The sequence below is a fragment of the Streptomyces sp. DSM 40750 genome (genome assembly GCF_024612035.1).
In the GTDB taxonomy this organism is placed as follows: Bacteria; Actinomycetota; Actinomycetes; order Streptomycetales; family Streptomycetaceae; genus Streptomyces.
The window spans coordinates 3,567,434-3,590,676 of record NZ_CP102513.1; the positions used below are offsets into that span (position 1 = coordinate 3,567,434).

At 69.8% G+C, this 23,243-nt stretch carries 29 protein-coding genes; 28 read left to right on the forward strand and 1 reads right to left on the reverse strand.

Annotated elements, in window-relative coordinates:
- The first annotated feature begins 32 nt into the window (after positions 1-32).
- The 12 genes from JIX55_RS15960 (at position 33) to JIX55_RS16015 (ending at position 8,758) form a co-directional block, all read left to right on the forward strand.
- Positions 33-863, forward strand: coding sequence for a protein transporter Sec31 (locus JIX55_RS15960; protein ID WP_257563992.1), 831 nt, complete (start codon positions 33-35; stop codon positions 861-863).
- Entirely contained in the window at positions 863-1,507 is a 645-nt protein-coding gene (locus JIX55_RS15965; protein WP_257563993.1) for a hypothetical protein, read from the forward strand. The genes JIX55_RS15960 and JIX55_RS15965 overlap by 1 nt, the downstream gene beginning before the upstream one ends.
- Complete coding sequence (locus tag JIX55_RS15970) at positions 1,504-2,016, forward strand: hypothetical protein (protein ID WP_257563994.1); 513 nt, start codon at positions 1,504-1,506, stop codon at positions 2,014-2,016. Before JIX55_RS15965 ends, JIX55_RS15970 begins: the two co-directional genes overlap by 4 nt.
- Complete coding sequence (locus JIX55_RS15975) at positions 2,013-2,591, forward strand: hypothetical protein (protein WP_257563995.1); 579 nt, start codon at positions 2,013-2,015, stop codon at positions 2,589-2,591. The genes JIX55_RS15970 and JIX55_RS15975 overlap by 4 nt, the downstream gene beginning before the upstream one ends.
- Positions 2,592-2,684: 93 nt before the next feature.
- Entirely contained in the window at positions 2,685-2,924 is a 240-nt protein-coding gene (locus JIX55_RS15980; protein ID WP_257563996.1) for a hypothetical protein, read from the forward strand.
- A 198-nt stretch (positions 2,925-3,122) separates the two neighbouring features.
- Positions 3,123-3,788: a hypothetical protein gene (locus JIX55_RS15985; RefSeq protein WP_257563997.1), complete on the forward strand. Its 666-nt coding sequence runs from the start codon at positions 3,123-3,125 to the stop codon at positions 3,786-3,788.
- Between the two features lie 76 nt (positions 3,789-3,864).
- Complete coding sequence (locus JIX55_RS15990) at positions 3,865-4,404, forward strand: helix-turn-helix domain-containing protein (protein ID WP_257563998.1); 540 nt, start codon at positions 3,865-3,867, stop codon at positions 4,402-4,404.
- Positions 4,391-5,668: a PBSX family phage terminase large subunit gene (locus JIX55_RS15995; RefSeq protein WP_257563999.1), complete on the forward strand. Its 1,278-nt coding sequence runs from the start codon at positions 4,391-4,393 to the stop codon at positions 5,666-5,668. Before JIX55_RS15990 ends, JIX55_RS15995 begins: the two co-directional genes overlap by 14 nt.
- A complete protein-coding gene (locus tag JIX55_RS16000) occupies positions 5,665-5,820 on the forward strand; it encodes a hypothetical protein (RefSeq protein ID WP_257564000.1) in 156 nt (51 codons plus the stop codon). Before JIX55_RS15995 ends, JIX55_RS16000 begins: the two co-directional genes overlap by 4 nt.
- The gene (locus JIX55_RS16005) at positions 5,820-6,023 is read left to right on the forward strand and encodes a hypothetical protein (protein ID WP_257564001.1); all 204 of its coding nucleotides are present in this window, start codon (positions 5,820-5,822) and stop codon (positions 6,021-6,023) included. Before JIX55_RS16000 ends, JIX55_RS16005 begins: the two co-directional genes overlap by 1 nt.
- Entirely contained in the window at positions 6,023-7,615 is a 1,593-nt protein-coding gene (locus JIX55_RS16010) for a phage portal protein (protein WP_257564002.1), read from the forward strand. Before JIX55_RS16005 ends, JIX55_RS16010 begins: the two co-directional genes overlap by 1 nt.
- 3 nt (positions 7,616-7,618) lie before the next feature.
- A complete protein-coding gene (locus JIX55_RS16015; RefSeq protein WP_257564003.1) occupies positions 7,619-8,758 on the forward strand; it encodes a phage minor capsid protein in 1,140 nt (379 codons plus the stop codon).
- Here JIX55_RS16015 and JIX55_RS16020 read toward each other — a convergent pair.
- Positions 8,755-8,970, reverse strand: a complete 216-nt coding sequence (locus JIX55_RS16020; protein ID WP_257564004.1) for a hypothetical protein — start codon at positions 8,968-8,970, stop codon at positions 8,755-8,757. The genes JIX55_RS16015 and JIX55_RS16020 overlap by 4 nt on opposite strands.
- 60 nt (positions 8,971-9,030) lie before the next feature.
- Here JIX55_RS16020 and JIX55_RS16025 point away from each other — a divergent pair, with 60 nt between their 5' ends.
- The 16 genes from JIX55_RS16025 to JIX55_RS16100 all read left to right on the forward strand — a co-directional run bounded on the left by JIX55_RS16025 (position 9,031) and on the right by JIX55_RS16100 (position 23,243).
- Positions 9,031-9,750, forward strand: coding sequence for a hypothetical protein (locus JIX55_RS16025; RefSeq protein WP_257564005.1), 720 nt, complete (start codon positions 9,031-9,033; stop codon positions 9,748-9,750).
- 9 nt (positions 9,751-9,759) lie between these two features.
- On the forward strand, positions 9,760-10,959 hold the full coding sequence (locus JIX55_RS16030; RefSeq protein WP_257564006.1) for a DUF5309 domain-containing protein: 1,200 nt from the start codon (positions 9,760-9,762) through the stop codon (positions 10,957-10,959).
- 5 nt (positions 10,960-10,964) lie between these two features.
- Positions 10,965-11,258, forward strand: a complete 294-nt coding sequence (locus tag JIX55_RS16035; protein ID WP_257564007.1) for a hypothetical protein — start codon at positions 10,965-10,967, stop codon at positions 11,256-11,258.
- Entirely contained in the window at positions 11,255-11,758 is a 504-nt protein-coding gene (locus JIX55_RS16040; protein ID WP_257564008.1) for a hypothetical protein, read from the forward strand. Before JIX55_RS16035 ends, JIX55_RS16040 begins: the two co-directional genes overlap by 4 nt.
- An 11-nt stretch (positions 11,759-11,769) precedes the next feature.
- A complete protein-coding gene (locus JIX55_RS16045; RefSeq protein WP_257564009.1) occupies positions 11,770-12,186 on the forward strand; it encodes a hypothetical protein in 417 nt (138 codons plus the stop codon).
- The gene (locus tag JIX55_RS16050) at positions 12,183-12,503 is read left to right on the forward strand and encodes a hypothetical protein (RefSeq protein ID WP_257564010.1); all 321 of its coding nucleotides are present in this window, start codon (positions 12,183-12,185) and stop codon (positions 12,501-12,503) included. Before JIX55_RS16045 ends, JIX55_RS16050 begins: the two co-directional genes overlap by 4 nt.
- Positions 12,500-12,853, forward strand: coding sequence for a minor capsid protein (locus JIX55_RS16055; protein ID WP_257564011.1), 354 nt, complete (start codon positions 12,500-12,502; stop codon positions 12,851-12,853). Before JIX55_RS16050 ends, JIX55_RS16055 begins: the two co-directional genes overlap by 4 nt.
- Positions 12,846-13,268 (forward strand): minor capsid protein, encoded by a 423-nt coding sequence (locus JIX55_RS16060; RefSeq protein ID WP_257564012.1) that lies wholly within the window; start codon positions 12,846-12,848, stop codon positions 13,266-13,268. The genes JIX55_RS16055 and JIX55_RS16060 overlap by 8 nt, the downstream gene beginning before the upstream one ends.
- Before the next feature lie 62 nt (positions 13,269-13,330).
- The gene (locus tag JIX55_RS16065) at positions 13,331-13,810 is read left to right on the forward strand and encodes a phage tail tube protein (RefSeq protein ID WP_257564013.1); all 480 of its coding nucleotides are present in this window, start codon (positions 13,331-13,333) and stop codon (positions 13,808-13,810) included.
- The gene (locus JIX55_RS16070) at positions 13,807-14,286 is read left to right on the forward strand and encodes a hypothetical protein (RefSeq protein WP_257564014.1); all 480 of its coding nucleotides are present in this window, start codon (positions 13,807-13,809) and stop codon (positions 14,284-14,286) included. Before JIX55_RS16065 ends, JIX55_RS16070 begins: the two co-directional genes overlap by 4 nt.
- 150 nt (positions 14,287-14,436) lie before the next feature.
- On the forward strand, positions 14,437-17,064 hold the full coding sequence (locus JIX55_RS16075; protein ID WP_257564015.1) for a phage tail protein: 2,628 nt from the start codon (positions 14,437-14,439) through the stop codon (positions 17,062-17,064).
- A 4-nt stretch (positions 17,065-17,068) separates the two neighbouring features.
- Positions 17,069-18,424 (forward strand): hypothetical protein, encoded by a 1,356-nt coding sequence (locus tag JIX55_RS16080; protein WP_257564016.1) that lies wholly within the window; start codon positions 17,069-17,071, stop codon positions 18,422-18,424.
- A gap of 51 nt (positions 18,425-18,475) precedes the next feature.
- Positions 18,476-21,556 (forward strand): alkaline phosphatase D family protein, encoded by a 3,081-nt coding sequence (locus JIX55_RS16085; protein ID WP_257564017.1) that lies wholly within the window; start codon positions 18,476-18,478, stop codon positions 21,554-21,556.
- Between the two features lie 84 nt (positions 21,557-21,640).
- On the forward strand, positions 21,641-22,111 hold the full coding sequence (locus JIX55_RS16090) for a hypothetical protein (RefSeq protein ID WP_257564018.1): 471 nt from the start codon (positions 21,641-21,643) through the stop codon (positions 22,109-22,111).
- Between the two features lie 65 nt (positions 22,112-22,176).
- Positions 22,177-22,410, forward strand: coding sequence for a hypothetical protein (locus tag JIX55_RS16095; RefSeq protein ID WP_257564019.1), 234 nt, complete (start codon positions 22,177-22,179; stop codon positions 22,408-22,410).
- Positions 22,410-23,243, forward strand: a complete 834-nt coding sequence (locus JIX55_RS16100) for an N-acetylmuramoyl-L-alanine amidase (RefSeq protein ID WP_257564020.1) — start codon at positions 22,410-22,412, stop codon at positions 23,241-23,243. Before JIX55_RS16095 ends, JIX55_RS16100 begins: the two co-directional genes overlap by 1 nt.

Genomic DNA, 23,243 nt, shown 5'->3' on the forward strand with positions numbered 1-23,243 from the left:
GCGGGGGCGCGGCCTCGCTCCCGGAGGAGCACGTGAAGACCCGCACCATCACCCGAACCCGCACCGTCCCCCACACCGTCGACGGCGACACCGAGTGGATCGACGAGGAGTACACCGTCGACATCCCCCTCCCGCCCGTCGACTGGGACCAGCGCGTCCGCGTCGCCGTCACGATCGGCGCCGTCGTCCTCGTCACCGCCTCCCTCGTCTGGACCACCGCCTCCGTCGGTGCACTCCTCGCCATGTCCACCGTCGCCTTCGTCGCCTACGCGGCCGGCGTCGCCTTCGACGCGACGTGGATCCTGTGCATGGGTGCTGAGTGGCTGCTCCGCTACGACCCCGAGCGCGCCAAGCTCCCCCGCAAGGCCGGGCACTGGGCACTGGGCATCTCCATGGCCGCCGTCTTCGCACACGGCTACGTCTTCGACCAGCTCGTCGTCGGCGCGGTCGGCGCCGCGGTCTCCGCCCTCGCCAAGGGCGGCTGGACCATCGCCATGCGCGTCCACGCCCGCCCGCTCGACTCCCGCACGCAGCAGTGGGTGACCAAGCGCCGATCCACGATTGCCGGACAGCGCGCCATGGTCGCCGTGCGCCGGGAGCTCCAGCGTGACTTGGCCGCCATCGAGGCCGAGCGGATCGCCCTGGATCCGAGCGGATCCGCCGATCCGGACCAGTCCGGACAGGACGAGGACGAGAGTCCGGAGCCGCCCGCCGTCGGGCCGATGACCGTGAAGGACGCGGTCCGGACCGCCAAGGACTCCGGGATCACCGATCCGGACACGGTCCTGCGCTACGTCCGCAAGGTCGCAGACGCCAACGCCAAGCTCTCCACCGTCGAGCGCTACCTCCGGCTGGCCAGCTGATGGACGCGCAGCCGCGCCCCGGCGGCGACGAGCTGCGCGCCCGTGCCTACCTCCGCGCTCTGCGCGCCCGCCCCTTCGGCCACCAGGAACCCGACATGCCCGACAGCCCGATCACCCCAACCCGCATCATCCCCGCAGGCGCCCCGCTGCCCGCCCGCGCGCCCGAGCCCGGCGAGGCCCCGCCGTGGCGCACACCCCCACCGCCTCCACCGCCGGTCATCCCGCCAGCCGCGCCATGGCCGCCGCCCGCCCCACCGCCCGGGCCAATCGAGGTCCGCGTCACCGTCGACCTCGCACCCATACGGGAGCCCGAGCCCGCGCCCGAACCGGGACTCCTCGCCCGCCTCTGGGACTGGCTGGTCACCTGGCGCATGATCTCCGCGATCCTCGCCGCCCTCCTGCCCTGGGCCGCCGGACAGAGCCCTGTTGGCATCTGGTCCCACACCGTCCACCAGGCCCGTATCGAGGCCAGCATCGGCGGCGCCTACGTCATCGCCACCGTCGCCCTCGCCGCAGCCTGGGGCCTGGACCGGTACAGCGGCCGATGGCTGCCCCGCTTCCTTCTCGTCACCGCCAGCCTCGGCGCCTTCGGCGTCCTGCACTGGTGGGATCCGATCCTCCTGTTCACCGGAGTCAACCTGTGACCGCCACCACCACCCTCACCCTCGGCGGACTGCTCTTCGCCTTGATCGTCCTGACCGCGAACCTGTACCCCTGGTGGACCGGGAACCGCGAGATGAAGCAACTCGCCAGCTTCGGGAAGGGCTTCGGTGCCGCCGCCTGCGCAGCAGCCTGCCCCGGCGGCATCCTCGGCTGGGCCCACTCCCGCTCCGGCACCATCGGCAACGGCGCAGGCGAACGAGCCGGACAGGCCACCACCGGCACCAACGCCACCCAAGGCCTCACCAGCGGCCAACTCGTCGGCCTGTCCGCCACCGGCGCCGTCATCGTCGTCATCGCCGTCACCCTCGTCGTCCTCTCCTACAAAGCCGCAGGCAAGAAGGACAAGAAGCGCATCATCGGCGGCGCGTACGTAGGCAGCACCCTCTGCCTCACCGCGGGCGTGGCCGGCGCTCTCGCCTGGTTGCCCAGTGCTCTCAACGCGGCCGGGGACGGCGTTGTCGCCGCGTTCCAGGGAGCGGGGATCCTGTGACCCGTCTCGCCCGCGCCGCCGACCGGCTTGCCACCGGCTCCCGCGCGTACGCCCGTCGCCTGGGCGCCCGCGCCGCAGCATGGTGTGCGCGCGGGCGCCGTGACGACCTCACCGGCTGGAGGGCTGCGCTCGGCGTCTTCGTACGGATCGCGCTGCTCGCCCTCGGCGTGTACGTCCTCGCCCGGCTCGTACGCGCCCTGCCGTCCCTGATGTGGCTCCTCACCGGCTGGTGGACCATCGCCTCCTGGCGCGCGGGCAAGCCCGCCGAAGAGGAGCCGCAGGAAGCCCCCATCGGACCCGATGTGGAGGCCGTCCGGACGCTGCTCCTCGACCTCATGGGGACCGGCAACGGGGTGCACCTTCGCACGGTCCTCGCCCACCTCCAGGAGCACGGGCAGTGGGAGGGCCGGACGGTGTCCGATCTGCGCGTGCATCTGGGCCGCCTGGACATCCCCGTGGACCGCGGCGTGAAGGTGGCCGGAGTGCCCACATGGGGGGTCCGTCGAAGGGATCTCGAAGCCCCTTCCCCGGCCGAAGCCCAGGAGATGTCTTCCGCCCCGCCTACCGCCGCTTGACCTGCACGTCTACCGGTTCATCTACTTCCGTCTACCCGCCCATCTACCGGGCATCTACCCCCAGTTGTCAGCCCCAGAGAGGACACTCCGCCCATGCGCATCGGACCATTCGAGATCATCGTCCGCCGTCGCCACACCGGCCCGCCCTGTGGCGCCTGCCAAGGGCGCGGCCTCTTCCACTCGAAGGGCGGCCTGGACAAGTACCCGGCCCCCGAGGGCTACGACGGCGTGGCGCTCTGCGGATGCGGCACCGCTCACGACCGCCTCGCCGAAATCGCGCGCGGCCGCCGACGCTGGGAACGCGACCGTAAGCGCGGCGTCCCGCCGTTCTAGTTGCGTTCCGGACGATCACGCGTCATCCTGGCCTCACGTCCGGCGTGCCCGGACCCTGAGACTCCCGAAGGCCCGCCACCGTGCGGGCCTTCGTCATTCCCCCTGATCGTGTGTCACAGATCAGCCTCAGCGTCTTCACGCGTCCCACACATCCACTACATTCGCCCCTTACACGCAAAACACGCCTGGGGGGCGAACATGAACCAGCAACACCCGCAGCAGCAGCCTGGGTGGGGGCAGCAGCAGCCGCAACAGCCGCCGTACCCGCAACAACCCGGATGGGGTGCCCCGCCCCCGCCGCCGAAGAAGACCCCCGTCGGCATGATCGTCGGGTTCGGCTGCCTCGGCATCGTCGTCCTCTTCGTCTTCCTGGGCATCGTCGGCGCGGTCGTCGGCGGCGACTCCGACAGCACCAGCAAGGGCACCTCGGTCAGCGTCGACAGCGACACCAGCAAGGCCCCCGAGGCCGAGAAGAAAGACGACGCGCCCGCGGCCGAGGAAAAGCCCAGCGACAAGGCCACGAGCGAAAAGCCCAAGGAAGACACCAAGAAGGACACCAAGAAGCCGGTCGTCACCTTCAAGGTCTGGGGCACCGCCCCCGCCGGCGTCCTCGGCCCCCTCGACATCACCTACGGCTCCGACAGCGACACCCGGCAGGGGAAGTTCACGGACGGCAAGTTCACGGCCACCCTCCCCCTCGACGACGACGCGATGTACTTCAGCGTGATGGCCCAGCTCCAGGGCGAGGGTGACATCAACTGCTCGATCACCGTCGACGGCCACACGGAGAAGGCACACGCCTCCGGCGGCTACAACATCTGCCACGCCCAGGCCAACGCCGGCCTCCTCGGCGGCTGGGACTAACCCAGCCCTGAACCACCCCAGACCGGCCCGACCGTCACCCCGTGCGGTCGGGCCTTCTGCATGCCCGGAGGTGACCATGACGAGGCAGTACGGCCGCCCGGTCACCGACGATGACTACGAACTCGTCCGCCAGCTCCACGCACAAGGCCTGGGCCGCAACCAGATCGCCCGCGAGATCGACCGCGCCCAACGCACCGTCTCCGTCATCGCCGCCGAACTCGGCCTCGTCTTCGACACCTCGATGACCGAGGACGCCACCCGCGCCCGCGTCGCCCAGCTCGCCGCACTCCGCGCCGACACCGCCGTCGACCTCCACCTCGACGCGATGAAGCTGACACAGCAGATGTGGGAGCCCGCCACGATCTACAACTTCGGCGGCAAGGACAACACGTACCGCGACAAGCACGTCAACGAGCCGCCCTCCGGCGACAAGAAGAACCTCATGGCTGCGGCCGGCATCGCCCTGGAGAAGAGCCTCAAGCTCGTCCCGCCCGCCGACGACGCCGGCGCCGGAGAGGCCCGCTCGATGCTCGGCCAGCTCATGAGCGGCCTCAAGGCGGTGTACGACGAGCAGCAGGCCGCCGCTGGCGAGGAGGCGGAGGGTGAGTCTCCTTGATGCGCTGCCCCTGTCCCGCAAGCAGCTCGTCAGCATCGTCGAGGCCGACGCCCGGATCAACGCGTGGGAAGGCAGCGTCCGTTCCGGAAAGACGATCGCGAGCCTGATCCGCTGGCTCATCTTCGTCGCGTCCGCCCCGACCGGCGGCGAGCTGGTCATGGTCGGCCGCACCCGAGACTCCCTCTACCGGAACGTCATCGCCCCGCTGACGAACCCGGAGATCTTCGGCCAGCTCGCGAAGCAGGTCTCGTACAACAACGGCGCGCCGGTCGCGATCATCATGGGCCGGGTCGTGCACGTCCTCGGCGCGAACGATGCCAAGGCCGAGCCGAAGGTCCGCGGTATGACGTGTGCGGGGGCGTACGTCGACGAGGCAACGACCCTGCCCCGGACGTTCTTTGACCAGCTGGTGGCGCGCTGCTCCGTCAAGGGCGCGAAGATCTTCACCACGACCAACCCGGACAACCCGGCCCACTGGTTCCGCAAGGAGTATCTGAAGCGGCCGACCGAGACCCGACTCCGGTCGTGGCACTTCGTCCTCGACGACAACCCGTTCCTCGACCCCGAGTACGTCGCCGCCCTCAAGGCCACCTACACCGGCCTGTTCTACCGGCGGTCGATCCTGGGCCACTGGGTCCAGGCCGAGGGCGCGATCTTCGACTGCTTCGATGAAGAGCGCCACGTCGTCAAGGACGTCCCGCACATCACGCGGTGGCTGTGCGACGCGATCGACTACGGCACGACCAACCCGTACGCCGACTTGCTCATCGGGCTCGGCGTTGACCAGCGGCTGTACGTCGTCAGCGAGTACCGGTGGGACTCGCGCGCGGAACGGCGGAAGAAGACCGACGCCGAGTACTCCGCCGCACGCCGGCGCTGGCTTGCCGGGGTCGCCCAGCCGCAGACCAACGTGCTCGGCGTCCAGCCGGAGTGGACCGTCGTCGACCCGTCCGCAGCCTCGTACATCGAGCAGCTGCACCGCGATGGCGTCCACGGCGTCACCCCGGCCGACAACACGGTGTTGGACGGCATCCGCACGGTCGGCTCGCTGATCGCCGCGAACCGCCTGTTCATCCACGAGTCCGCGCGCGGCCTGATCGAGGAAATCCCGGGCTACAGCTGGGACGACGAGAAGGCAGAGAAGGGCGAAGACGCCCCGATCAAGCTCGAAGACCACTCCTGCGACGCCCTCAGGTACGGGGTGCGTACGACCGAGGCCCTGTGGCGGCCGCACATCCCGATGCTCCTGGAGGTGGCCGCATGATGCCAACCGTCGAGCAGGCCCTCACGAACGCCGCGCGACTCCTGGAGCAGGCCGAGATTGAAACCAACCTCGCGCTCATGGAACGCCTGGACGAACTCGCGTCCTCCTGGCTGGGCATGGCGCAGCTGCTGATGGAGAGGGAGCGCGCCTGATGCCTGTACAGCTCGCCAAGGTGCGCGTCGACTCCACCGGGCGCGGGACGGTCGAACTCGACGGCCAGGAGATTCCCGGCGTCCGTTCCGTGACCGTTCGCACAGAGGTGAACTGCCGCCCCATCCTCGTCATCGAAGTGCTGGCGCGCGAGGTGGACCTGAAGCAGAGCGACCCGGATCAGGGAGAGGAGGTGGCCGGGTAATGCCTCTGCCCACGGCTGACACCGTCTGGCCTCCCACCGATGAGCGGGTACAGGTTGCGCTTGCCGACTGGGACGCCTGGTACTCCTCCGAGCCTGACCGGCTCGAACTGCGTTACTCCGGCCGTGGCTACCGCGACACCCCCGACCGGCCCGCGCAGCACCGCGGTGGTGTCGTCGGCAAGTTGGCCCGCTGGTTCTGGGGCAACCCGACCGGCGACGGCGAGAAGCGTGAGAAGCTCCACGTGCCGCTCGCCGGAGACATCGCCCGTACCTCCTCCGAGCTGCTGTTCTCCGAGGCTCCGACGCTCCAGGCCGCCGAGGGCGCGAGCGACGCGACGCAAGACGCCCTCGACACCCTGCTGGAGACCGGCCTCCAGCCGACCCTCCTCGAAGCTGGTGAGGTCTGCGCCGCACTCGGCGGCGCCTACCTGCGTGTGGTGTGGGACGAGGACGTGTCCGACCGGCCATGGATCGATGTCGTGGCCGCAGACCGGGCCGTCCCGGAGTTCGCCTACGGGCGGCTGCGCGCAGTGACCTTCTGGACCGTCCTGGAGAGCGAGTCGCAGGACGACCGGCGCGTGTTCCGGCACCTGGAGCGCCATGAGAAGGGCCGGATTTACCACGGCCTCTACGAGGGCTCAGCCGGATCGCTCGGCATGGTCCGCCCGCTCGCCGACCACCCCGTCACGGCGCCCCTCGCGGCCATGGTGGACGCCGAGGGAGGCTTCGACACCGGCGCTCCTAAGAACCTGACCGCCTCCTACGTGCCCAACGTCCGCCCCGCGCGCGCCTGGAGGCACATCCCCACGGCCGCGTACTGGGGGCAGTCCGACTTCCAGGGCATCGAAGGGCTGATGGATGCCCTCGACGAGACGTACTCCTCGTGGATGCGGGACATCGTCAACGGCAAGGGCCGCGTCGTCGTCCCCAGCTCGATGCTCGACTCCATGGGCCCCGGCCAGGGCGCCTCATGGAACGAGGAGCGCCGGATCTACACGGGCCTCAACATGCTCTCGAGGCCCGGCGACCCGAACCCGCTGACCATCGTCCAGTTCGAGATCCGCGTCCAGGAGCACCGCGACACCTGCCAGTCCCTGATGGAGCAGGCCGTACGACAGGCCGGCTACTCCGCGGGCAGCTTCGGCGAGTCCGATGGGCAGGCCGTGACCGCGACCGAGGTGAAGGCTCGGAACCGGCGCTCGCTGAGCACCGCCGGCCGCAAGGGCAAGTACTGGGGGCCGGGCGTGGCCGACATCTGCGCGGCCTATCTCGCCGTTCTGGCAGGCCCGCGGTTCCGCGTGTCCGGGCTGGACCTGGAGCCGCCGAAGGTGGAGCTCCAGGACGGCATCAGCGAGGGCCCTCTGGAACTGGCGACCACGGCGGAGCTGCTGCGCCGCGCCGATGCCGCGTCGGACGAGACGCTGGTGCAGATGGTGCACCCGGACTGGGACGAGGACCAGGTGAAGGCCGAGGCGGCAAAGCTTGCGTCAGCGCGGGAGATGGCCGATCCAGTCCTAACCGGGGCTGAGGGCCCTGGGCCTGGCTTCCCCCCAGCTGCCGACGAGGGCAGGGACGACTCCGGAGAGGGGTAGCCCATGCCCGTGTCACCTGCCATGGCCGAGGACCTCGCCGCCGCCATCACCACGCTGTACGCGGACGCCGAGCTGTCCATCATCGAGCGGCTCCGCAAGGCCCTCGCCGAGGGCATCGACTCCCCTCTGTGGGCGGAGATCAAGGCCCGCTCCATCGGCGACCTACGTGAGGCCGTTGAAGAGGTCACCACGGCGCTCCAGCAGGACGCCAACGGGGCCGTCGCGCGGGCCCTTGCGGAGGCGTACGGGCGCGGGAGACAGGCCGCCGTCGCCGAGTTGGGGGCGCTGGACATCGGCCGGGAGCTCCAGACACAGCGTGTCCTGCCGAACGCCCCAGCAGTCGATCGGCTCGCGGCGTCGTACGCCAACGACACTCGGCCGCTGTACGCCCGGATCACCCGGGCCGTCGTCGACACCTACCGCAGCATCGTGACTCGAGTCTCGTCGGGGCCGCTGCTCGGCACAGTGACCCGCAGGCAGGCCAGCCAGCGGGCGCTCGATCAGTTCGCGCAGCGCGGCGTCCAGTCGTTCACCGACCGCTCCGGCCGGAACTGGGAGCTGGCCACCTACGCCGAGATGGCCGTCCGCTCGGTGACCGCCCGCGCCGCGATCGAGGGCCACATCGACACCCTCGCGGAGATCGACGTTGGCCTCGTCATCGTCTCGGACGCCCCGCTCGAATGCCCGCTCTGCCGCGCGTGGGAGGGCGAGATCCTCACCCTGTCCGGACAGTCCGGACCGCACACGATCCGCGCCGAGCACACGATCCAGCCCAGCGGCCTGTTCGCCCCGACCCGCACGGTGGCGGTGCACGTGGCCGGGTCTCTCGTAGAAGCGCGGGCCGCTGGGCTGTTCCACCCGAACTGCCGGCACAGCCTCAGTGCGTACCTGCCGGGAGTGACGACCCGGCCGCCGCACCACGCGACACCGGGCACGACATACGAGGACACGCAGCGGCAGCGGGAGATCGAGCGGCACATCCGCCGCTGGAAGCGCGTCCAGGCCGCCGCGATGGACGAGCCAGCCCGCCGCCGCGCCGGGGCGTTCGTACGGAAGTGGCAGGCCGCACAGCGTGAGCACGTGGCCGCCCACCCGGACCTCCGCAGGAAGCCGCAGCGCGAGCAGATCGGATCGGCCCGCTAGTCGCCGTCCCTCTGCGTGCCTGGCTCGATGATCTCGTCGAGTGCGCTTCGGACGACCTCAAAGGCTGTCTTCTGGATGGCCAGCCCAATGCCCTCCACGTCATCCGTGGCGCCCTCGGCGAGAGCCAACAAGCGCTCCTCTTCGCCAGCGGCCCAATCACGGGCAGCGCGGATCCGTCGTAGCAGCTCATCCGCATCCACAGGTTGAGTCATACGCGGAACTTACCCCGGGAGCCGCACGGCACCCGGGAGACCCGAAAAGGGAGAACACCCATGCAGCACCCTTTCAAGCACCCGCTCGCCACGTACCACTCGATGGAGGTGCTCGGCTACCGCCGCAACGGCTCGCCGATCTACGCCATCGCGGGTGGCAACGGCGAGGGCGAAGGCGGATCCGGTGGAACCCCACCGGCAGGACCTCCCGCCGGTAGCCCGCCCCCTCCGGGCACCCCACCCGCGACACCCCCGGCTACTCCTCCGGCCCCGCCTGCTCCTGGCGGCGATGGCACGGACTGGAAAGCCGAGGCCCGCAAGTGGGAGGACCGCGCCAAGGCGAACAAGGCCGCGCAGGACGAACTCGCCACGCTCAAGGCCGCGAACATGAGCGAGCAGGAGAAGGCCGTCGCCGCGGCGGAGAAGGCAGGCCGCACGGCCGCCCTCGCCGAGGCCATCCCCCAGATCGCTCAGGCCCGACTCGAAGCCCACGCGGCGCGCGTGGGCGTCGACCTCAGCGAGTTCGCTGAGTTCATCGACCTGAAGAAGTTCGTGGGCGAGGACGGCCAGGTCGACGACAAGGCCATCAAGGCCGCCGTCACCAAGTTCGCCAAGCTCGCCCCGCCCGGGGCCGGCCGCTCCGGCGGAGACATGGGCGGCGGAGGCGGCTCCGGCGATCAGAGCGCATCCCTGGACAAGCAGATCGAAGAGGCCACCAAGGCGCGCGACTTCCCGCGCGTCATCCGGCTCAAGCGGCAGAAGGCCGCTCAGACCACGTAAGGAGTCACCATGGCCGGCATCACCGGGATGGGAACGACCTTCAACCTCCCCAACTACACGGGCGAGCTGTTCGCCCTGACACCGGCGGACACCCCGCTGCTGTCGGCCATCGGCGGACTCACCGGCGGCGGCATGACCACGTCGACGGAGTTCGAGTGGGAGTCGTACGACCTGCGTGACCCGGGGCAGCGCACCAAGGTGGAGGGCGCTGACGCGCCGACTGCCGAGGAGCGGGTCCGCGGGAACGTGAAGAACGTCGTGCAGATCCACCAGGAGCAGGTCTCCGTCTCGTACACGAAGCAGGCTGCGGTCGGTCAGGTCGCGTCGCCGCAGGCGGCACCGTTCAACCACAACGGCGGTGACAACCCGGTCACCAACGAGCTGGACTGGCAGGTCACGCAGGCGCTGAAGCAGATGGCGCTGGACGTGAACTGGAGCTTCATCAACGGTTCGCACGTCAACCCGACGACCAACGCGACCGCGCGGCAGACGCGTGGCCTGCTGGCCGCGGTCACGACCAACCGAATCGCAAAGGGCGTCACCACCACGGGCGCGACCTCGGCGACGGACACCATCACAGCGACCGGTCACGGCCTGGTGGACGGCGACAAGATCGTGTTCACCAACACGAGCACGGCGACCAACGTCGTGGCCGGCCGGATCTACTTCGTGGACGCCGTCGACGCGAACACCTTCAAGGTGTCCACGTCCTCGGGCGGTGCGGCGCTCACCCTCGGCACCGCGACGGGCATCGCCTACACCAACCCGTGGGAGACCGCCCTCACCACGGACCACGTCTCCGACCTTCTCCAGCTCGCCTACGACAACGGCGGCATCAGCGAGCAGGAGACCGCCACGCTGATCGTCAACAGCGCGCAGCGCCGAGCGGTCACGAAGGCCTTCGCGAGCGCCTACGGGCAGTTCCAGGAGACCAGCCGCACGGTGGGCGGTGTGGCCGTGGACACGCTGATCACGGACTTCGGCACGCTGTCCGTGATGATGGACCGGCACATGCCGCAGGACGTCATCACGGTGGCCTCGCTGGAGCAGCTGATGCCGGTCTTCCTCAACATCCCGGGCAAGGGAGTCTTCTTCGAGGAGCCGCTCGCCAAGACCGGAGCGTCCGACAAGTCGCAGCTGTACGGCGAGGTGGGCCTGAAGTACGGCAACGAGCGCGCCCACGCGGTCATGACCGGTCTGAAGGTGTGACGCGGATGCCGATCTACGAGCGATTTTCCGGTGGCCAGGTCTCCGCGCGGGTGCGTCCGGTACCGGGCAGCGAGGCCGCGGACGAGTATGCGGCGCTCGCCGCGGACCCGTCCTCCGGCTGGCGCTGCTCCGAGCCCGCCCAGGAGCCGGAGCCGGTCGTACCGGAGCGGCCGGCCAAGTCGGCGGTCAAGGGCGACTGGGTGGCGTACGCGCAGGCGGTCGACCCGGACACCGGTGGGCTCGACGAGCTCACCAAGGACCAGCTGATCGAGCTGTACGGAGAGGGTGACGAGGCATGACGCTGAGCACGAACATGCGGCTCAACCTGCAGAGCACTCTCTCGTCAGCGCTGGACCTCGTGACCTCGCGGGCGCCGCTGGTCTACGAGTCGATCATCGACCTGGCGTCGGGCGTGGGCGCGAACCAAGCTGACAAGATCTTCGCCGACACCAGGACGCTCGCCGCGTCCGCGACGGAGGATCTCGACCTGGCCGGCGTCCTGTCCGACCCGCTGGGGGCGGCGCTGACGTTCGCCCGAATCAAGGCCGTCCTGGTGAAGGCCGCAGCCGGAAACACGAACAGCGTGCAGGTCACCCGGCCCGCGGCGAACGGAGTTCCGCTGTTCATCGCTGCCGGTGACGGTCTCGCGGTCCGGCCCGGCGGTCTGTTCCTGTGGGTGGCGCCGGATGCGACCGGTGTCGCGGTCACGGCCGGCACTGGGGACCTGCTGACGCTCACCAACTCGGCCGGCTCGACGTCGGTGACGTACGACGTCGTCATCATCGGCGCGAGCGCGTAGGGGGGTGCCCGGTGGCCAGGATCTACGCGACCAGCGCGGACTACCAGACGTACACCGGGCAGACCCCGCCCTCGGACATCGGCCAGCTGCTCGCGGACGCCTCGCGGTTCTTGGAGGCTGAGGTGTTCCGACTGTGCTGGTACGAAGTCGACGCCGACGGCTACCCGTCCAACGCGACTGTGCGGCAGGCGTTCGAGGACGCCGCCTGCGCCCAGGCGCAGTGGTGGGACGAGCTCGGCGATTCGATTGGGGCGGCCGGGGTCGGCTGGGGCACGGTGAAGTTGGGCTCGGCGCAGATGTCAAGGTCGGTCACCGCCACGTCCGGCGCCTCGTCTGCGGCTCGGGAGATCGCCCCGAAGGCGATGGACGCGCTCCAGGGCATGGACTTGACGCCGGACATCTTCCAGATGGGGGCGGTGGGCTCGTGAAGCTGCCGAAGTTGTGGTTGCAGCACGAGGTGACCGTCGAGCCGTACGACGGCAACTCGGGAGCCCGGGGGCCGAAGTTCGGGGCCCCCGTCACGGTGCCGTGCTTCCTCGAGGAGAAGAACCGCATGGTCCGCGCCAAGGACGGCAACGAGGTCGTCTCCTCGGCCACGTTCTACTGCCGCCTGGACGTGGTCGACGCGGTGCCGGAGTCCCGGGTGACGCTGCCGGACGGCCGGGCCACCACCGTGCTCGTGCAGGCCCGCCACGAGGGCGGCAAGCTGCCGCTGCCAGATCATCTGGAGGTGAGTCTCCAGTGAGCGTGTACACCCGCTTCACCCCCGGCAACGCGCAGCGCCTGTGGACCACGCGCGGGCGCAGACTCGCCGAGGAGGGACTCCGGCGAGGGCTGGAGCATGTCCTGGCGGAGTCCAAGAAGATCGTCCCGCTGGAGGAGGGAACGCTGGAGCGGTCGGGGAAGGTCCACGTCAACGGCATGGAGGGCGCGGTCTCGTACGACACCGTGTACGCCAAGCGCCAGCACGAGGAGCTGACGTGGCGGCACCTGCCCGGCCGGTCCGCGAAGTACTTGGAGATCCCCTTCAACAGGGAAAGGGATGTCGTCCTCCAGATGATGCGGGTGGACCTGAGGCGGTTCTTCCGTGGCTGACTTCCTCGACGGCATCGCCCGCCACCTCGACTCCCTGAGCTTGGTCACCTACAACCCGGAGGGCGTCGACGGGGACACCTTCCTCGACGACATGCCCTCCCAGCCCAACACGGCCGTCGCCATCACCAGCTACCAGGCCGGTGCCGAGCCGGACTCACTGCTGCCGTACGACGAGCCCCGCATCCAGGTCCGCACCCGCGACCTGGACCCCACCGCCTCCCGCACCCGGTGCAAGGCGATCTACGACGAGCTTCACGGCCTCGGACCCATCGACCTGCCGGACGGCACCCGCCTGATCCTGTGCGTGGCGCTCCAAGGCGGCCCCACAGCGATCGGCAAGGACCAGAACGGCCGCATGGAGCACGTCGTGAACTTCCGGGCCGAGCACCGGACCCCCACAGCCCACCGCGGCTGACCCCTTTCCACCTTCGGCCCGCTGCTCCTCGCTGCGGGCATTTCGTCACGCCTGGAGGAGCCATGGCCGCACAGAAGTACAACGCCCGGGATGTCAGGTTCGCGATCGAGGATTTCAACTCGCCCGGCACCTGGGTGGAGTTCAGGACCGCCGAAGGAGGTAGCGGCGAGGGCGGCATCAATACCTTCACGAAGGGCCACGCCTACGAGGCCGCCGACACGACGGTTTTCGGCAGCGACGGGCGCGCGGAGACCCAGAACATGCAGGAGGGCAAGACGATGGGTCTCCAGGGCTTCCGCCTGAAGGACCCGACGACCGGCGCCCTCGACCCCGCCATGGCGCTCGCCGAGGCCCAGGCCGGACGTCTCGGCGTCGACAGCCTGGTCGGCTTCCGGTTCGCCGCCCCCGGTGACACGACATGGACGGTGTGGACGAAGTCCACGTTCCAGCTCGGCGAGGAGGGCGGCGGCAACAACGACAAGGTCACCTGGGCCGTCACCGTGACCCGCTCCGGCGCGGAGACCACGGCGGCCATCTCGTGACCGCCCGCAAGACCCCCGCCAAGAGCGAAGAGTCCTGGGACGACTTCTGGGCCGAGGTCTCGCGCGGCCGCACGGAGACCATCCGGGGCGTCGAAGTGCAGGTGCCCACCGACATGCCGCTGATCGTCGAGCGGCGCGTCGAGGAACTCCAGAACTCCAGCAGGCTGGAGGACATTCAGGAGCTGCTCGGCCTCCTCTTCGGCGCCGACGTGCTGGATCAGTGGCTCGAAGCCGGCATGGGGCTACGAGAGTTCCAGGTCGTCATGACCTGGGGCCTGGCCCACGCCTCCGGCAACCCGCTCACCCACCGCGAAGCCCTCGACCTCGTCGAGCAGGGCGCGGGCGCGGGAAAACAGCTCGCCCCGAAGGGGCCGAACCGAGCCGCACGCAGGTCGCAGTCCGCCGCTGGTGGTGGGCGATCGAAGCGGACTTCCAGCGCGAGTACGGCTACGGCCCGGAAGCGATCGCCCGCCTAGGCCGCCGCCGCTTCTACAACCTGCTGCGCGGCCTCTCCACGAACGCCGTTTTCCGCCGCGTCGCGGGCGACTTCATCTCAATCGTCGACGACCCGGACCAGGTCAGAGCAGCACTGCACAGCTAACTGAACAGCGTGAGGGGGTTCCCCGGTGTCGAGCGCCCTCACGATCGGCGAGTTGGTGGGTTTCATCCGCGCGGACGACTCCGGCATGCGCCGGGGTCTCGCTCAGTCGCAGCTGCGGATGCGCGGTTTCCAGCTCGACACCGAGGGCCGCCTCCGCGACCTGAGGGGCAATTTCGTCGACGAGTCGCAGGTCATGGCCATGTCCCTCCGGGACGACCTGACCGGCGCCATCACCGTCGCCAACAACGCCACCAACCAGTTCACCCGCGACGCCAACGGACGCCTGCGCGACCTGCGCGGGCGGTTTGTCACCACCGGCGCCGCCGCCCGGCAGATGGGCGACGACACCCGCACCGCGCTCCGCTCGGCCAGCCGGGACGGCGACCGCTTCGCCGGTGTCCTCGGCCGGATCGTGGGCGCGGCCGGCGGGCTGGCCCGGGTGGCGGCTGGCGTGGCGCCGATCGCCGGGGCTATCGGTGCTGCCGTACCGGTGGCGGCCGGGCTGGTAGCCACGCTTCAGAACATCGTCCCGGCGGCCGGTGTTGGCGTCACGGCGATGCTCGCGGTGCGGCAGGCCTCGGCCGTCGTGAAGCTGGCTGCGGTCGGCATGGACGACGCCATCACCGCCGCCCTCGACCCGGCCAAGGCCGCCGAGTTCGAGGAGGCGCTCGCCAAGCTCTCCCCGGAGGCCCGGCAGTTCGCGCTCGCGGTCAAGGAGGCAGCCCCGGCCCTGCGGGACCTCCAGCAGGACGTTCAGAACAGGGTTTTCCGGGGCCTCGCCGAGGACTTGGAGCGTGCGGGACGGGCCGCGCTTCCGGTCGTGCGCCGGGAGCTGCTGGCCACGGCAGGCGCGGTCAACCTCATGGGCAAGAGCGTCCTCGACGCGGCCACGCAGCTGGCCGAAGACGGCACGCTCGGCAAGGCCATGGGCTCGGCCTCGAAGGGCCTGCTGAACCTCAGCTTCATCCCCGGCATCGTCGCGACCGCCCTCGGCCAGGTCGCTGCGGCGGCAGGCCCCAGTTTCGAGCGGCTGACCGAGAAGGCCGGGGACGCCGCGTTCAAGGTCGGCGACAAGCTCGGCAAGGCGTTCGAGTCGGGCGCCATGGAGAAGGCGATCGAGGACGCGATCGACCTGATCGGCGACCTGGTCGACGTCGGTGCGAACGTCGGCGACATCCTCGGCTCGGTCTTCTCGGCGGCGAATGTGTCCGGCGGCGGCTTGATCGGCACCCTGAAGACGGTCACGGGCTCGCTGGCGGAGGCGTTCGCGTCCGGGCCGGTCCAGGACGGGCTTGAGGCCCTGTTCGAGACCGTGTCGACGCTGGCCAAGACGGCAGCGCCGCTCCTCGGCCAGGCGCTGGGAGTGCTTGGCCCGGTCCTGGCCGCGCTGGGGCCGCCCGCTCAGCGGCTCGTCGAGGCACTCGGCGAGGCCCTGGAGCCCGTCATCGCCGCCCTGGAGCCGGTCCTCGTGGCCGCCGCCGAGGCGGTCGGTGCACTCGTCGACGCAGCCCTGCCGCTCCTCCCGGTCATCGGGGAACTCGCGGCAGCCCTCCTGCCCGCCCTGACGCCCCTCCTGGACGCCATCAAGGTCGTCTTCGAGGCGCTGGCCCCAGTGATCGAGGAGACCGCAGGGATCCTCATGGACACCCTGGCGCCGATCCTTGAACAGCTCCCGGGGATCATCGAGCCGCTCGCCGAAATCCTGGCCACGACGCTCGTCGCGGGGATCACTATCCTCGGCGAGCTGATCCAGGAACTCGGGCCGACCCTGGTCACCCTGGGCGAGGCCTTCGGCGAACTCATGGTGGCCGTCGCGCCGCTGCTGGAGATGCTCGCCCAGCTGATCGCCGAGGGACTGGCGGCAGCGATGCCCGTCATCCAGGCCCTGATCCCCATCGTTGCCGCGCTCGCGAACACGCTCGGCGGCTACCTCGCCTCGATCATCACCGGCGTCATGATCCCCGCCGTGCAGGCAGTCATCGCGCTGCTGCAGGGGGATTTCTCCGGCGCCTGGGCGTACGCCAAGCAGGCCGTTACCGGCGCAGCCATGGCGGTCATCACGGCGGTCGCCGGGATGGCCACCGGTGTCTTCGACGGCGTCCGCCGGGCGATCGGCTACCTGGCCAACATGCCGGGACAGGCGATCGGCGTCCTCGGCAACCTCGGCGGGCTCCTCGTCGCCGCTGGCCGGAGCCTCATTCAGGGCTTCATCGACGGCATCCGCGGCATGGCCGGAGCCGTCGCCGAGGCCGCCTCCAGCGTCGTCAGCGCGGCTCGGGAGTACTTCCCCTTCTCGCCGGCCAAACGAGGGCCCTTCTCCGGGCGTGGCTACACCACCTACTCCGGCCGAGCCCTGATGGACGGCTTCCGGAAGGGCATCGAGGCCGGCAGGCCCGGCATCCAGGCCTCCTTGGACCGGATGCCGGGGCTTGGCCCGGTCCTGGGCGGGCTCGGGATGGGCGGGGGCCTGGCGCTGCCGGGCGACCTGTCCATGGCCGCTGTGGGCGGCCGCGAGGCGGTGCAGGTGGAGGTCATCAACCGCAACACGCTCGACGTGCGAGGCGGCGAGGACGACCTGCTGCGCCTGGTGCGTCAGTGGGTGGACATCGAGGGCGGCGGCAACGTGCAGGACGCATTCGGAAGGACGGGGTGATCTGGTGGCGTACCCGAACGCGCTGGTGGAGCTGCTGTTGGGCGGCGTGTGGGTGGACGTCACGGCCGACGTTTACGTGCGCGGCCGGATCAACATCACGCGCGGCAGGAAGGACCGGGCGAGCCGTCCGTCGCCGTCGCGGTGCCGGTTCTACCTGAAGAACAGTCCGGAGGTGCGGGCCCGATACTCGCCGGTCAACCCGACGGGCGAGTACTACGGCCTGCTCCTGCCGAACACCGTGTGCCGGGTCAGCGTGAACCCCAACGGGACCCGCTGGTACAGGTTCACCGGCCTCATCCCCGACTTCGTGCTGGACCGGAACCCCACCGACCTGGACCGATGGGTCGCCATCGACGCATTCGGGCTGCTGTACCCCCTCCAAAACGCCAACCCGCCCGCGTACGACGCGCTCCGACGCCACATCAATCGCTACGGGCCGCTCGCCTGCTGGCCACTCACCGACGGCGCGGACGCAATCCAGGGGTCCGAGATCATCGCAGGCGGCGAGCCGATGCGCGCCGTCGGCCAGTCCGGCTCGTTCTTCCAGGGCCAACCGAACTGGGGCCGGGGCTCACTGACGCCGTGGCTGTCACCGGTCGTGCAACTGCCGGCCAGCACCCAGGGACAGCTCACGGCCGGTGTGCGGCCGGTCGGTTTGACCCGGTGGGCCGCCGACCACTTCCGCTCCGGAACGGGCGGCATCCTGGACATCTTCACGGTGTACAACACCGGGGCCGGTACGGACGCTGACCCGCTCAATTCGTGGGTCGTGGTCGCGGACCGGACCACAAACGAGGTGCGGCTGAACCTGGTCTCCGTCTCTGAGTCTGGGATCGCGGAGTCCCCCCTGTGGGCCGAGGTAGACGCGGGGTTCTTCGACGAGTCTCCGCACATGGTGCGGATCATCATCGAGGAAAGCGGCGTTGAGACCGGCTGGACGCTGATCATCGACGGGCGCACCATCGCCTTCGGCACGGATGCAGCGGTCTTCCGTCCCGCGAGCAGGTTCCGCTACCAGTGGGGCACCATCGGCCCGATCGCCGACCCGGTGGATCTCGGCTACATCACGTACTGGGGCGACACGATCCCGGACGCTGCGGACACGTGGGCAGCCGTACAGGGGCACGCGCAGGAGCGGGCTGGCCGGAGGATCGAGCGGCTGTGCGTGGAGGAAGGCATCGCCTTCCGTGCGATCGGGGACCTCGACGCCTCGCCGCTGATGGGGCCCCAGCAGGATGCCGCGCTGATGAGTCTGCTGACTGCGGCCGTCGAGGTCGACGGCGGCGTACTGAGCGAGGCCGTGGACGAGCTGGCGTTGGAGTTCCGCACGAACCGCTCGAAGTACAGCCAGGGGGTTTGAGTGAGCGTCACGCATGTGTGGGTTGGGGCAACTACACACACGAGCGCCTGGGTGCGCGGGAAAGTCAGCGGCGCTTCGACGCGGCTGGCGGTGTCCCTGTCGGCCGCGCTGTCGGTCCCCACGTATTTCGGGCCGGTCGCGCCGACTGCCGACGGCATCGCCTCCCTTCAGGCGACCGGACTCCTGCCGAACACCCGCTACTATTACGGGTTTGAGGACGACGGCGTCTTGGACACCGCCTTCAGCGGCACGTTCCGCACGCACCCGGTCGCGGCCGGGGAACGCGCGAGCTTCACCTTCGGGGCCGCAGGCGACGCCGGTCTGACGGGCGCAGGCGACGCGTCGCACGTCGTTTCGGCGGTGTCCAACAACCCGGTCTTCGACACGATGCGCAGCCAGAGCGCAGCCGAGGACTGGCTGTTCTTCAGCCACCTCGGCGATTTCCACTACCGGAACATCGCCACTGCGACGGCCGCAGACTACCGAGCCGGGTACAACGACTCGCTCACCTTCAACGGGACGCTCGGGGCGGCCGCCCGACAGGGCCGGTTCTACCGCGACAACCCGCTGACGTACGTCTGGGATGATCACGATTTCGGTCCCAACAACTCGAACAGGACGGCGGCCGGGAACGCGACCGCCAACGTCGTGTTCCGGGAGCGGGTGCCGCACTACACGCTGCCGTCGGCGTCCACGATCAACCAGTCCTGGCAGGTCGGCAGGACCTTGTTCATCGCTTCCGACGTCCGCTCGGCGCGCGACCCGAACGGCGACCCGCAGTCGCCAACGAAGACGATGTTGGGCACCGCCCAGAAGACGTGGATGGAGTCCGTCCTGAGCGCGGACTCCGGCGCCGAGGCCCTGGTGTGGATCACCCCGTCCCGCTGGCTCGCCTCCGACAGCGGCACCGGCGACACCTGGAACAGCTTCCTGCACGAACGCGCCGAGATGGTGCAGATGTTCGGCGACACCGGCTGGCTGGACCGCATGATCCAGCTCACTGCCGACCAGCACAACCTGTCGATGTGCTCCGGCCCGGCGAACCCCTGGGGCGGCTTCCCGATCTTCATGTTCGCCGGGATGGACAGCGACTACGGCAGCACCGACCCGCTGTACGACCTCGGCGCCATCGCAGGCCGCCAGCAATACGGCACCGTGCAGATCCGCGACCGCGGGCACACCATCGAACTCGGCGCCACGGGCTGGATCAACGGGACGGAGTGGAAATCCCACACGGCGTACGTGCACGTCGGGAACCCCATCCTCGCCCTCGACTTCACGGCCGGACACGTCAAGGACCCGTTCAGGCCGACCGTGGGCACGGACGGCACCGTGAACGACTTCACCGCCTCCCGGCAGGACGGCGGAGAAGCCCGCTTCGTGAAGACCGACGGGCCGCGCGGCACCGACGCCATCGGCTCCTATCCGGACTCCGTCACCGTCCAGGTCGCCAGCGACGACCAGCTCGGCGGCCAGGCCGCCTGGCGTGTCCATCTCGGCACCAGCCCCGACGCCCGAATTCCCGAGGTCCACGTCGACCTTGCGAAGGACGGCAACACCACGACGGTCGCGGACGCGGTGGCCGGCGCCAACCTCGGCGACAAGGTGACCATCGCCAATCCGCCCGATGACCTGCCGCCTGACGACGTGGAGTTGATCGCCGAGGGGTACGGCGAGCGCATCGGCGAGTTCGAGTGGGCGGTGCAGCTCAACACGACACAGGGACGCCCGTGGGACGTGCTGGAAGTGGCCGACGAACGCGGGACCGGCGACACCGTCGAGGACTTCGAGGACGCCACCCTCAACATCACCATCACCAACGGGGGGAACCTGCCCTGGCTGCGCACCAATGCTCAGGCGCACACCGGCTCCTGGTCGCTGCGCTCCGGCGCCATCAGCAACAACCAGACGTCGGACGCGCACGTGACCGTCCCCGCGGGGGCGAGCACGCTGACGTTCTGGTACCGCACCTCGTCGGAGCCGTCGGGGGCTGGATTCGAGGGTGACCGGCTGCTCGTCCTGGTCGACGGTGTGCAGGTGCTGCGGGCTCAGGGGGCGGTCGGCTGGACGCAGGCCACGGTGAGCGTCTCGTCGACGAGCTCGGTGACGTTCCGGTACGCCAAGGACAACTCGACCGCCACCGGCGAGGACGCCGTCTACATCGACGACCTGACGTTCACCGTGCCGCTGTCCTACCTGGCCGGACCAGACCGGCCGAACCGGTGGGACACGTCCGGCTCGGAGCTGGTCAACGCGGTCACGGCCACGAGCAATCAGTTCCTCGTCCACACACCGCCGGACGGCACCTTCGACCGGGCCCCGTGGATCCAGTCCAGCGGCATCACCGCGCCGTTCCCGGGCCACTTCCCCTTCGACCTGGCGCTCGGCGGGGAGGTCGTCCGCTGCACGGCGTGCACGCCGTCGGCGCTGGATCAGTTCGGGCGGTCAGCGTCGAGCGGCTGGGGCTCTGCGACGGTCGGCGGGGCCTGGTCCACGTCGGGCGGCTCGGCGTCCGACTACGACGTGAACGGCAGCGTCGGCCGGCACTCGCACGGCACGAGGACCGTCTTCCGGTACACGTCGCTCAACTCGGTGTCCCTGGCCGACGTGGAGGTACGGGCGAGCATCACGATCCCGGTCGTGCCGACCGGCGACAGCCTGCACCCGTTCGTCCTGGCCCGCGCCAACATCGCGACGGGCGCGTACTACTTCGCCCGCCTGTCGGTCAGCACGACCAGCACGGTGCAGCTGACCCTCCGCAAGCGCCTGCCTGCTGAGACCCTGCTCGCCACAGCCGCCCACACCCTGCCCTTCACGGCAGGGTCGACGTACCGCGTCCGTCTGCAGATCGAGGGCAGCACGGTCCGGGCGAAAGCCTGGCCGTCGGGTGGCCTCGAGCCGGTCGACTGGGAAGTCTCGGCGACCGACACCAGCCTGACCACCGGCGCCGTCGGCTGCGGGTCGTTCGTCCCGACCGCGAACACCAACGCCCTGCCGGTGATCTTCTCGTTCGACGACTTCGAGGTCTTCCCGCAGGTGATGACGGTGCAACGCGCCTGGAACCAGGTGTCCAAGGCGCACGCGGCTGGGGCCCCCATTTCGCTGGCTCAACCGGCCCCGCTGGGCCTTTAGGAAGGAGATCGGCCTGTGCCGAGTCCGTACGTGTACGCGGGGCAGATTGCTACCGCAGATCAGTGGAACGCGGGGATTCCTCGCTTGATCGCGCAAGAGAACGACCAGATCGTCAACTCCAGCACCACGGGCACGACGTACGTGGACAGCGAGATCCAGTTTCAGCCGGAGCCGAACGCGGAGTACGAGTACGACCTGCTGATCTCGTACTCCACGGAGTCGGAGGCGCCCGATTTCCGCTGGCGGTGGCAGCCGGAGACGACCGGGGGTGTGCTGTTCTGCTCCTTCACGCAGGCCTACGTGCTCGCAGCCACCGGCACGTTCAACAGCGGTGCGGCGATCATCCAGCGGCGGCCGGGGAACACGACGGACCGCGTGGCGGGTGGCAACGCGGGTATCGCGACCTTCCTGAGCGCCTATGACCGGGGGACCTTCTCGACGAACGCGGCCCCGGATTTGATCAAGATGCAGTTCGCGCAGAACACGTCGTCGGCGGACGACACGATTTTGCGGGGCGGGAATCAGACCCGTCTGCTCGTGCAGCGCATCCGCTGACGTCCGTTCTCCACTCCATGCCCCGTGCCGTCTGGCCGGGGCTTTTCTCATGCCCTGGAGGCGCTATGCCCGATCAGCCCACCCCGTCCGTCGGCCGGGTCGTCCACTACGTCAGCTACGGCACCCCGGGCGGCGAGTACACCTCGCAGTGCCGGGCCGCCATCGTCACCGAGGTCATCAACCCCGACCTCGTCGGACTCGCTGTCCTCAACCCCAGGGGAATGTTCTTCAACAGCGAGATCACGCACGACGAGAGCGGGACCGTCGGCGGCTCCTGGCACTGGCCGGAGCGTGTGTGATGAAGCTGATCACCCGCAAGGCCCTCGGCTGGCCCACCTCGGCCGCACCCACCCAGGCGACCACGAAGGGCGTCAAGGTCCACTACGAGGGCACCGAGGTCAGCACCAAGCTCCTCGCCGACCACAAGCTGTGCATCGCCGAGTGGAAGAAGATCCGCGCCGCCCACCTCGCCAACAAGGCCGAGAACTACAGCGACGTCGCCTACAACTACGCCGCCTGCGTCCACGGCTACGTCCTCGAAGGACGCGGCGTCGGCCGCCGCACCGGGGCCAACGGCAACCAGGAACTCAACCGCGCGCACTACGCGGTCGTGGGCCTGATCGGCAGCGAGGGCCTGACCGAGCCCACAGACGAGCTGCTCGGCGCGATACGCGACGCGATCGAGCACCTCCAGGCACACGGCGCCGGGGACGAGATCAAGGGCCACCGCGACGGCCACGCCACTACCTGCCCGGGCGCCCCGCTGTACGCCTGGGTGCAGAAGGGCGCTCCCCGGCCGTCGACCGACGGGGAGGAGCCGGTGGAGACGAAGCCCGGCACGGACCGGCCGGTCGTCGACCTCTCCAAGCTCGTCGCTGCAGCGAAGGCCGACCCGCCGAAGAAGGGCACCCCGGTGTCGTACGCGGGCGTGAAAGTCGTCGAGGACGCCCTGGTGAAGGAGGGCCTCCTCGCCAAGAGCCTCGCCGACGGCCACTTCGGCACCGCCACCAAGGCCGCCTACGGCCTGTGGCAGATGCGATGCGGCTGGTCCGGCAAGGACGCCGACGGCCTCCCCGGCATCGCATCCCTCACCAAGCTCGGCCGCCGCAGCGGCTTCGACGTCAAGGAGTAA

Bases quoted from the DNA above. Each gene is read 5' to 3' on its own strand.
- JIX55_RS16100 (WP_257564020.1), top strand. From the start codon at position 22,410: ATGAAGCTGATCACCCGCAAGGCCCTCGGCTGGCCCACCTCGGCCGCA.
- JIX55_RS15985 (WP_257563997.1), top strand. From the start codon at position 3,123: ATGAACCAGCAACACCCGCAGCAGCAGCCTGGGTGGGGGCAGCAGCAG.
- JIX55_RS16030 (WP_257564006.1), top strand. From the start codon at position 9,760: ATGGCCGGCATCACCGGGATGGGAACGACCTTCAACCTCCCCAACTAC.
- JIX55_RS16035 (WP_257564007.1), top strand. From the start codon at position 10,965: ATGCCGATCTACGAGCGATTTTCCGGTGGCCAGGTCTCCGCGCGGGTG.
- JIX55_RS16005 (WP_257564001.1), top strand. From the start codon at position 5,820: ATGCCTGTACAGCTCGCCAAGGTGCGCGTCGACTCCACCGGGCGCGGG.
- JIX55_RS16010 (WP_257564002.1), top strand. From the start codon at position 6,023: ATGCCTCTGCCCACGGCTGACACCGTCTGGCCTCCCACCGATGAGCGG.
- JIX55_RS16000 (WP_257564000.1), top strand. From the start codon at position 5,665: ATGATGCCAACCGTCGAGCAGGCCCTCACGAACGCCGCGCGACTCCTG.
- JIX55_RS16040 (WP_257564008.1), top strand. From the start codon at position 11,255: ATGACGCTGAGCACGAACATGCGGCTCAACCTGCAGAGCACTCTCTCG.
- JIX55_RS16065 (WP_257564013.1), top strand. From the start codon at position 13,331: ATGGCCGCACAGAAGTACAACGCCCGGGATGTCAGGTTCGCGATCGAG.
- JIX55_RS16025 (WP_257564005.1), top strand. From the start codon at position 9,031: ATGCAGCACCCTTTCAAGCACCCGCTCGCCACGTACCACTCGATGGAG.
- JIX55_RS16020 (WP_257564004.1), bottom strand. From the start codon at position 8,970: ATGACTCAACCTGTGGATGCGGATGAGCTGCTACGACGGATCCGCGCT.
- JIX55_RS15965 (WP_257563993.1), top strand. From the start codon at position 863: ATGGACGCGCAGCCGCGCCCCGGCGGCGACGAGCTGCGCGCCCGTGCC.
- JIX55_RS15980 (WP_257563996.1), top strand. From the start codon at position 2,685: ATGCGCATCGGACCATTCGAGATCATCGTCCGCCGTCGCCACACCGGC.
- JIX55_RS16015 (WP_257564003.1), top strand. From the start codon at position 7,619: ATGCCCGTGTCACCTGCCATGGCCGAGGACCTCGCCGCCGCCATCACC.
- JIX55_RS16095 (WP_257564019.1), top strand. From the start codon at position 22,177: ATGCCCGATCAGCCCACCCCGTCCGTCGGCCGGGTCGTCCACTACGTC.
- JIX55_RS15990 (WP_257563998.1), top strand. From the start codon at position 3,865: ATGACGAGGCAGTACGGCCGCCCGGTCACCGACGATGACTACGAACTC.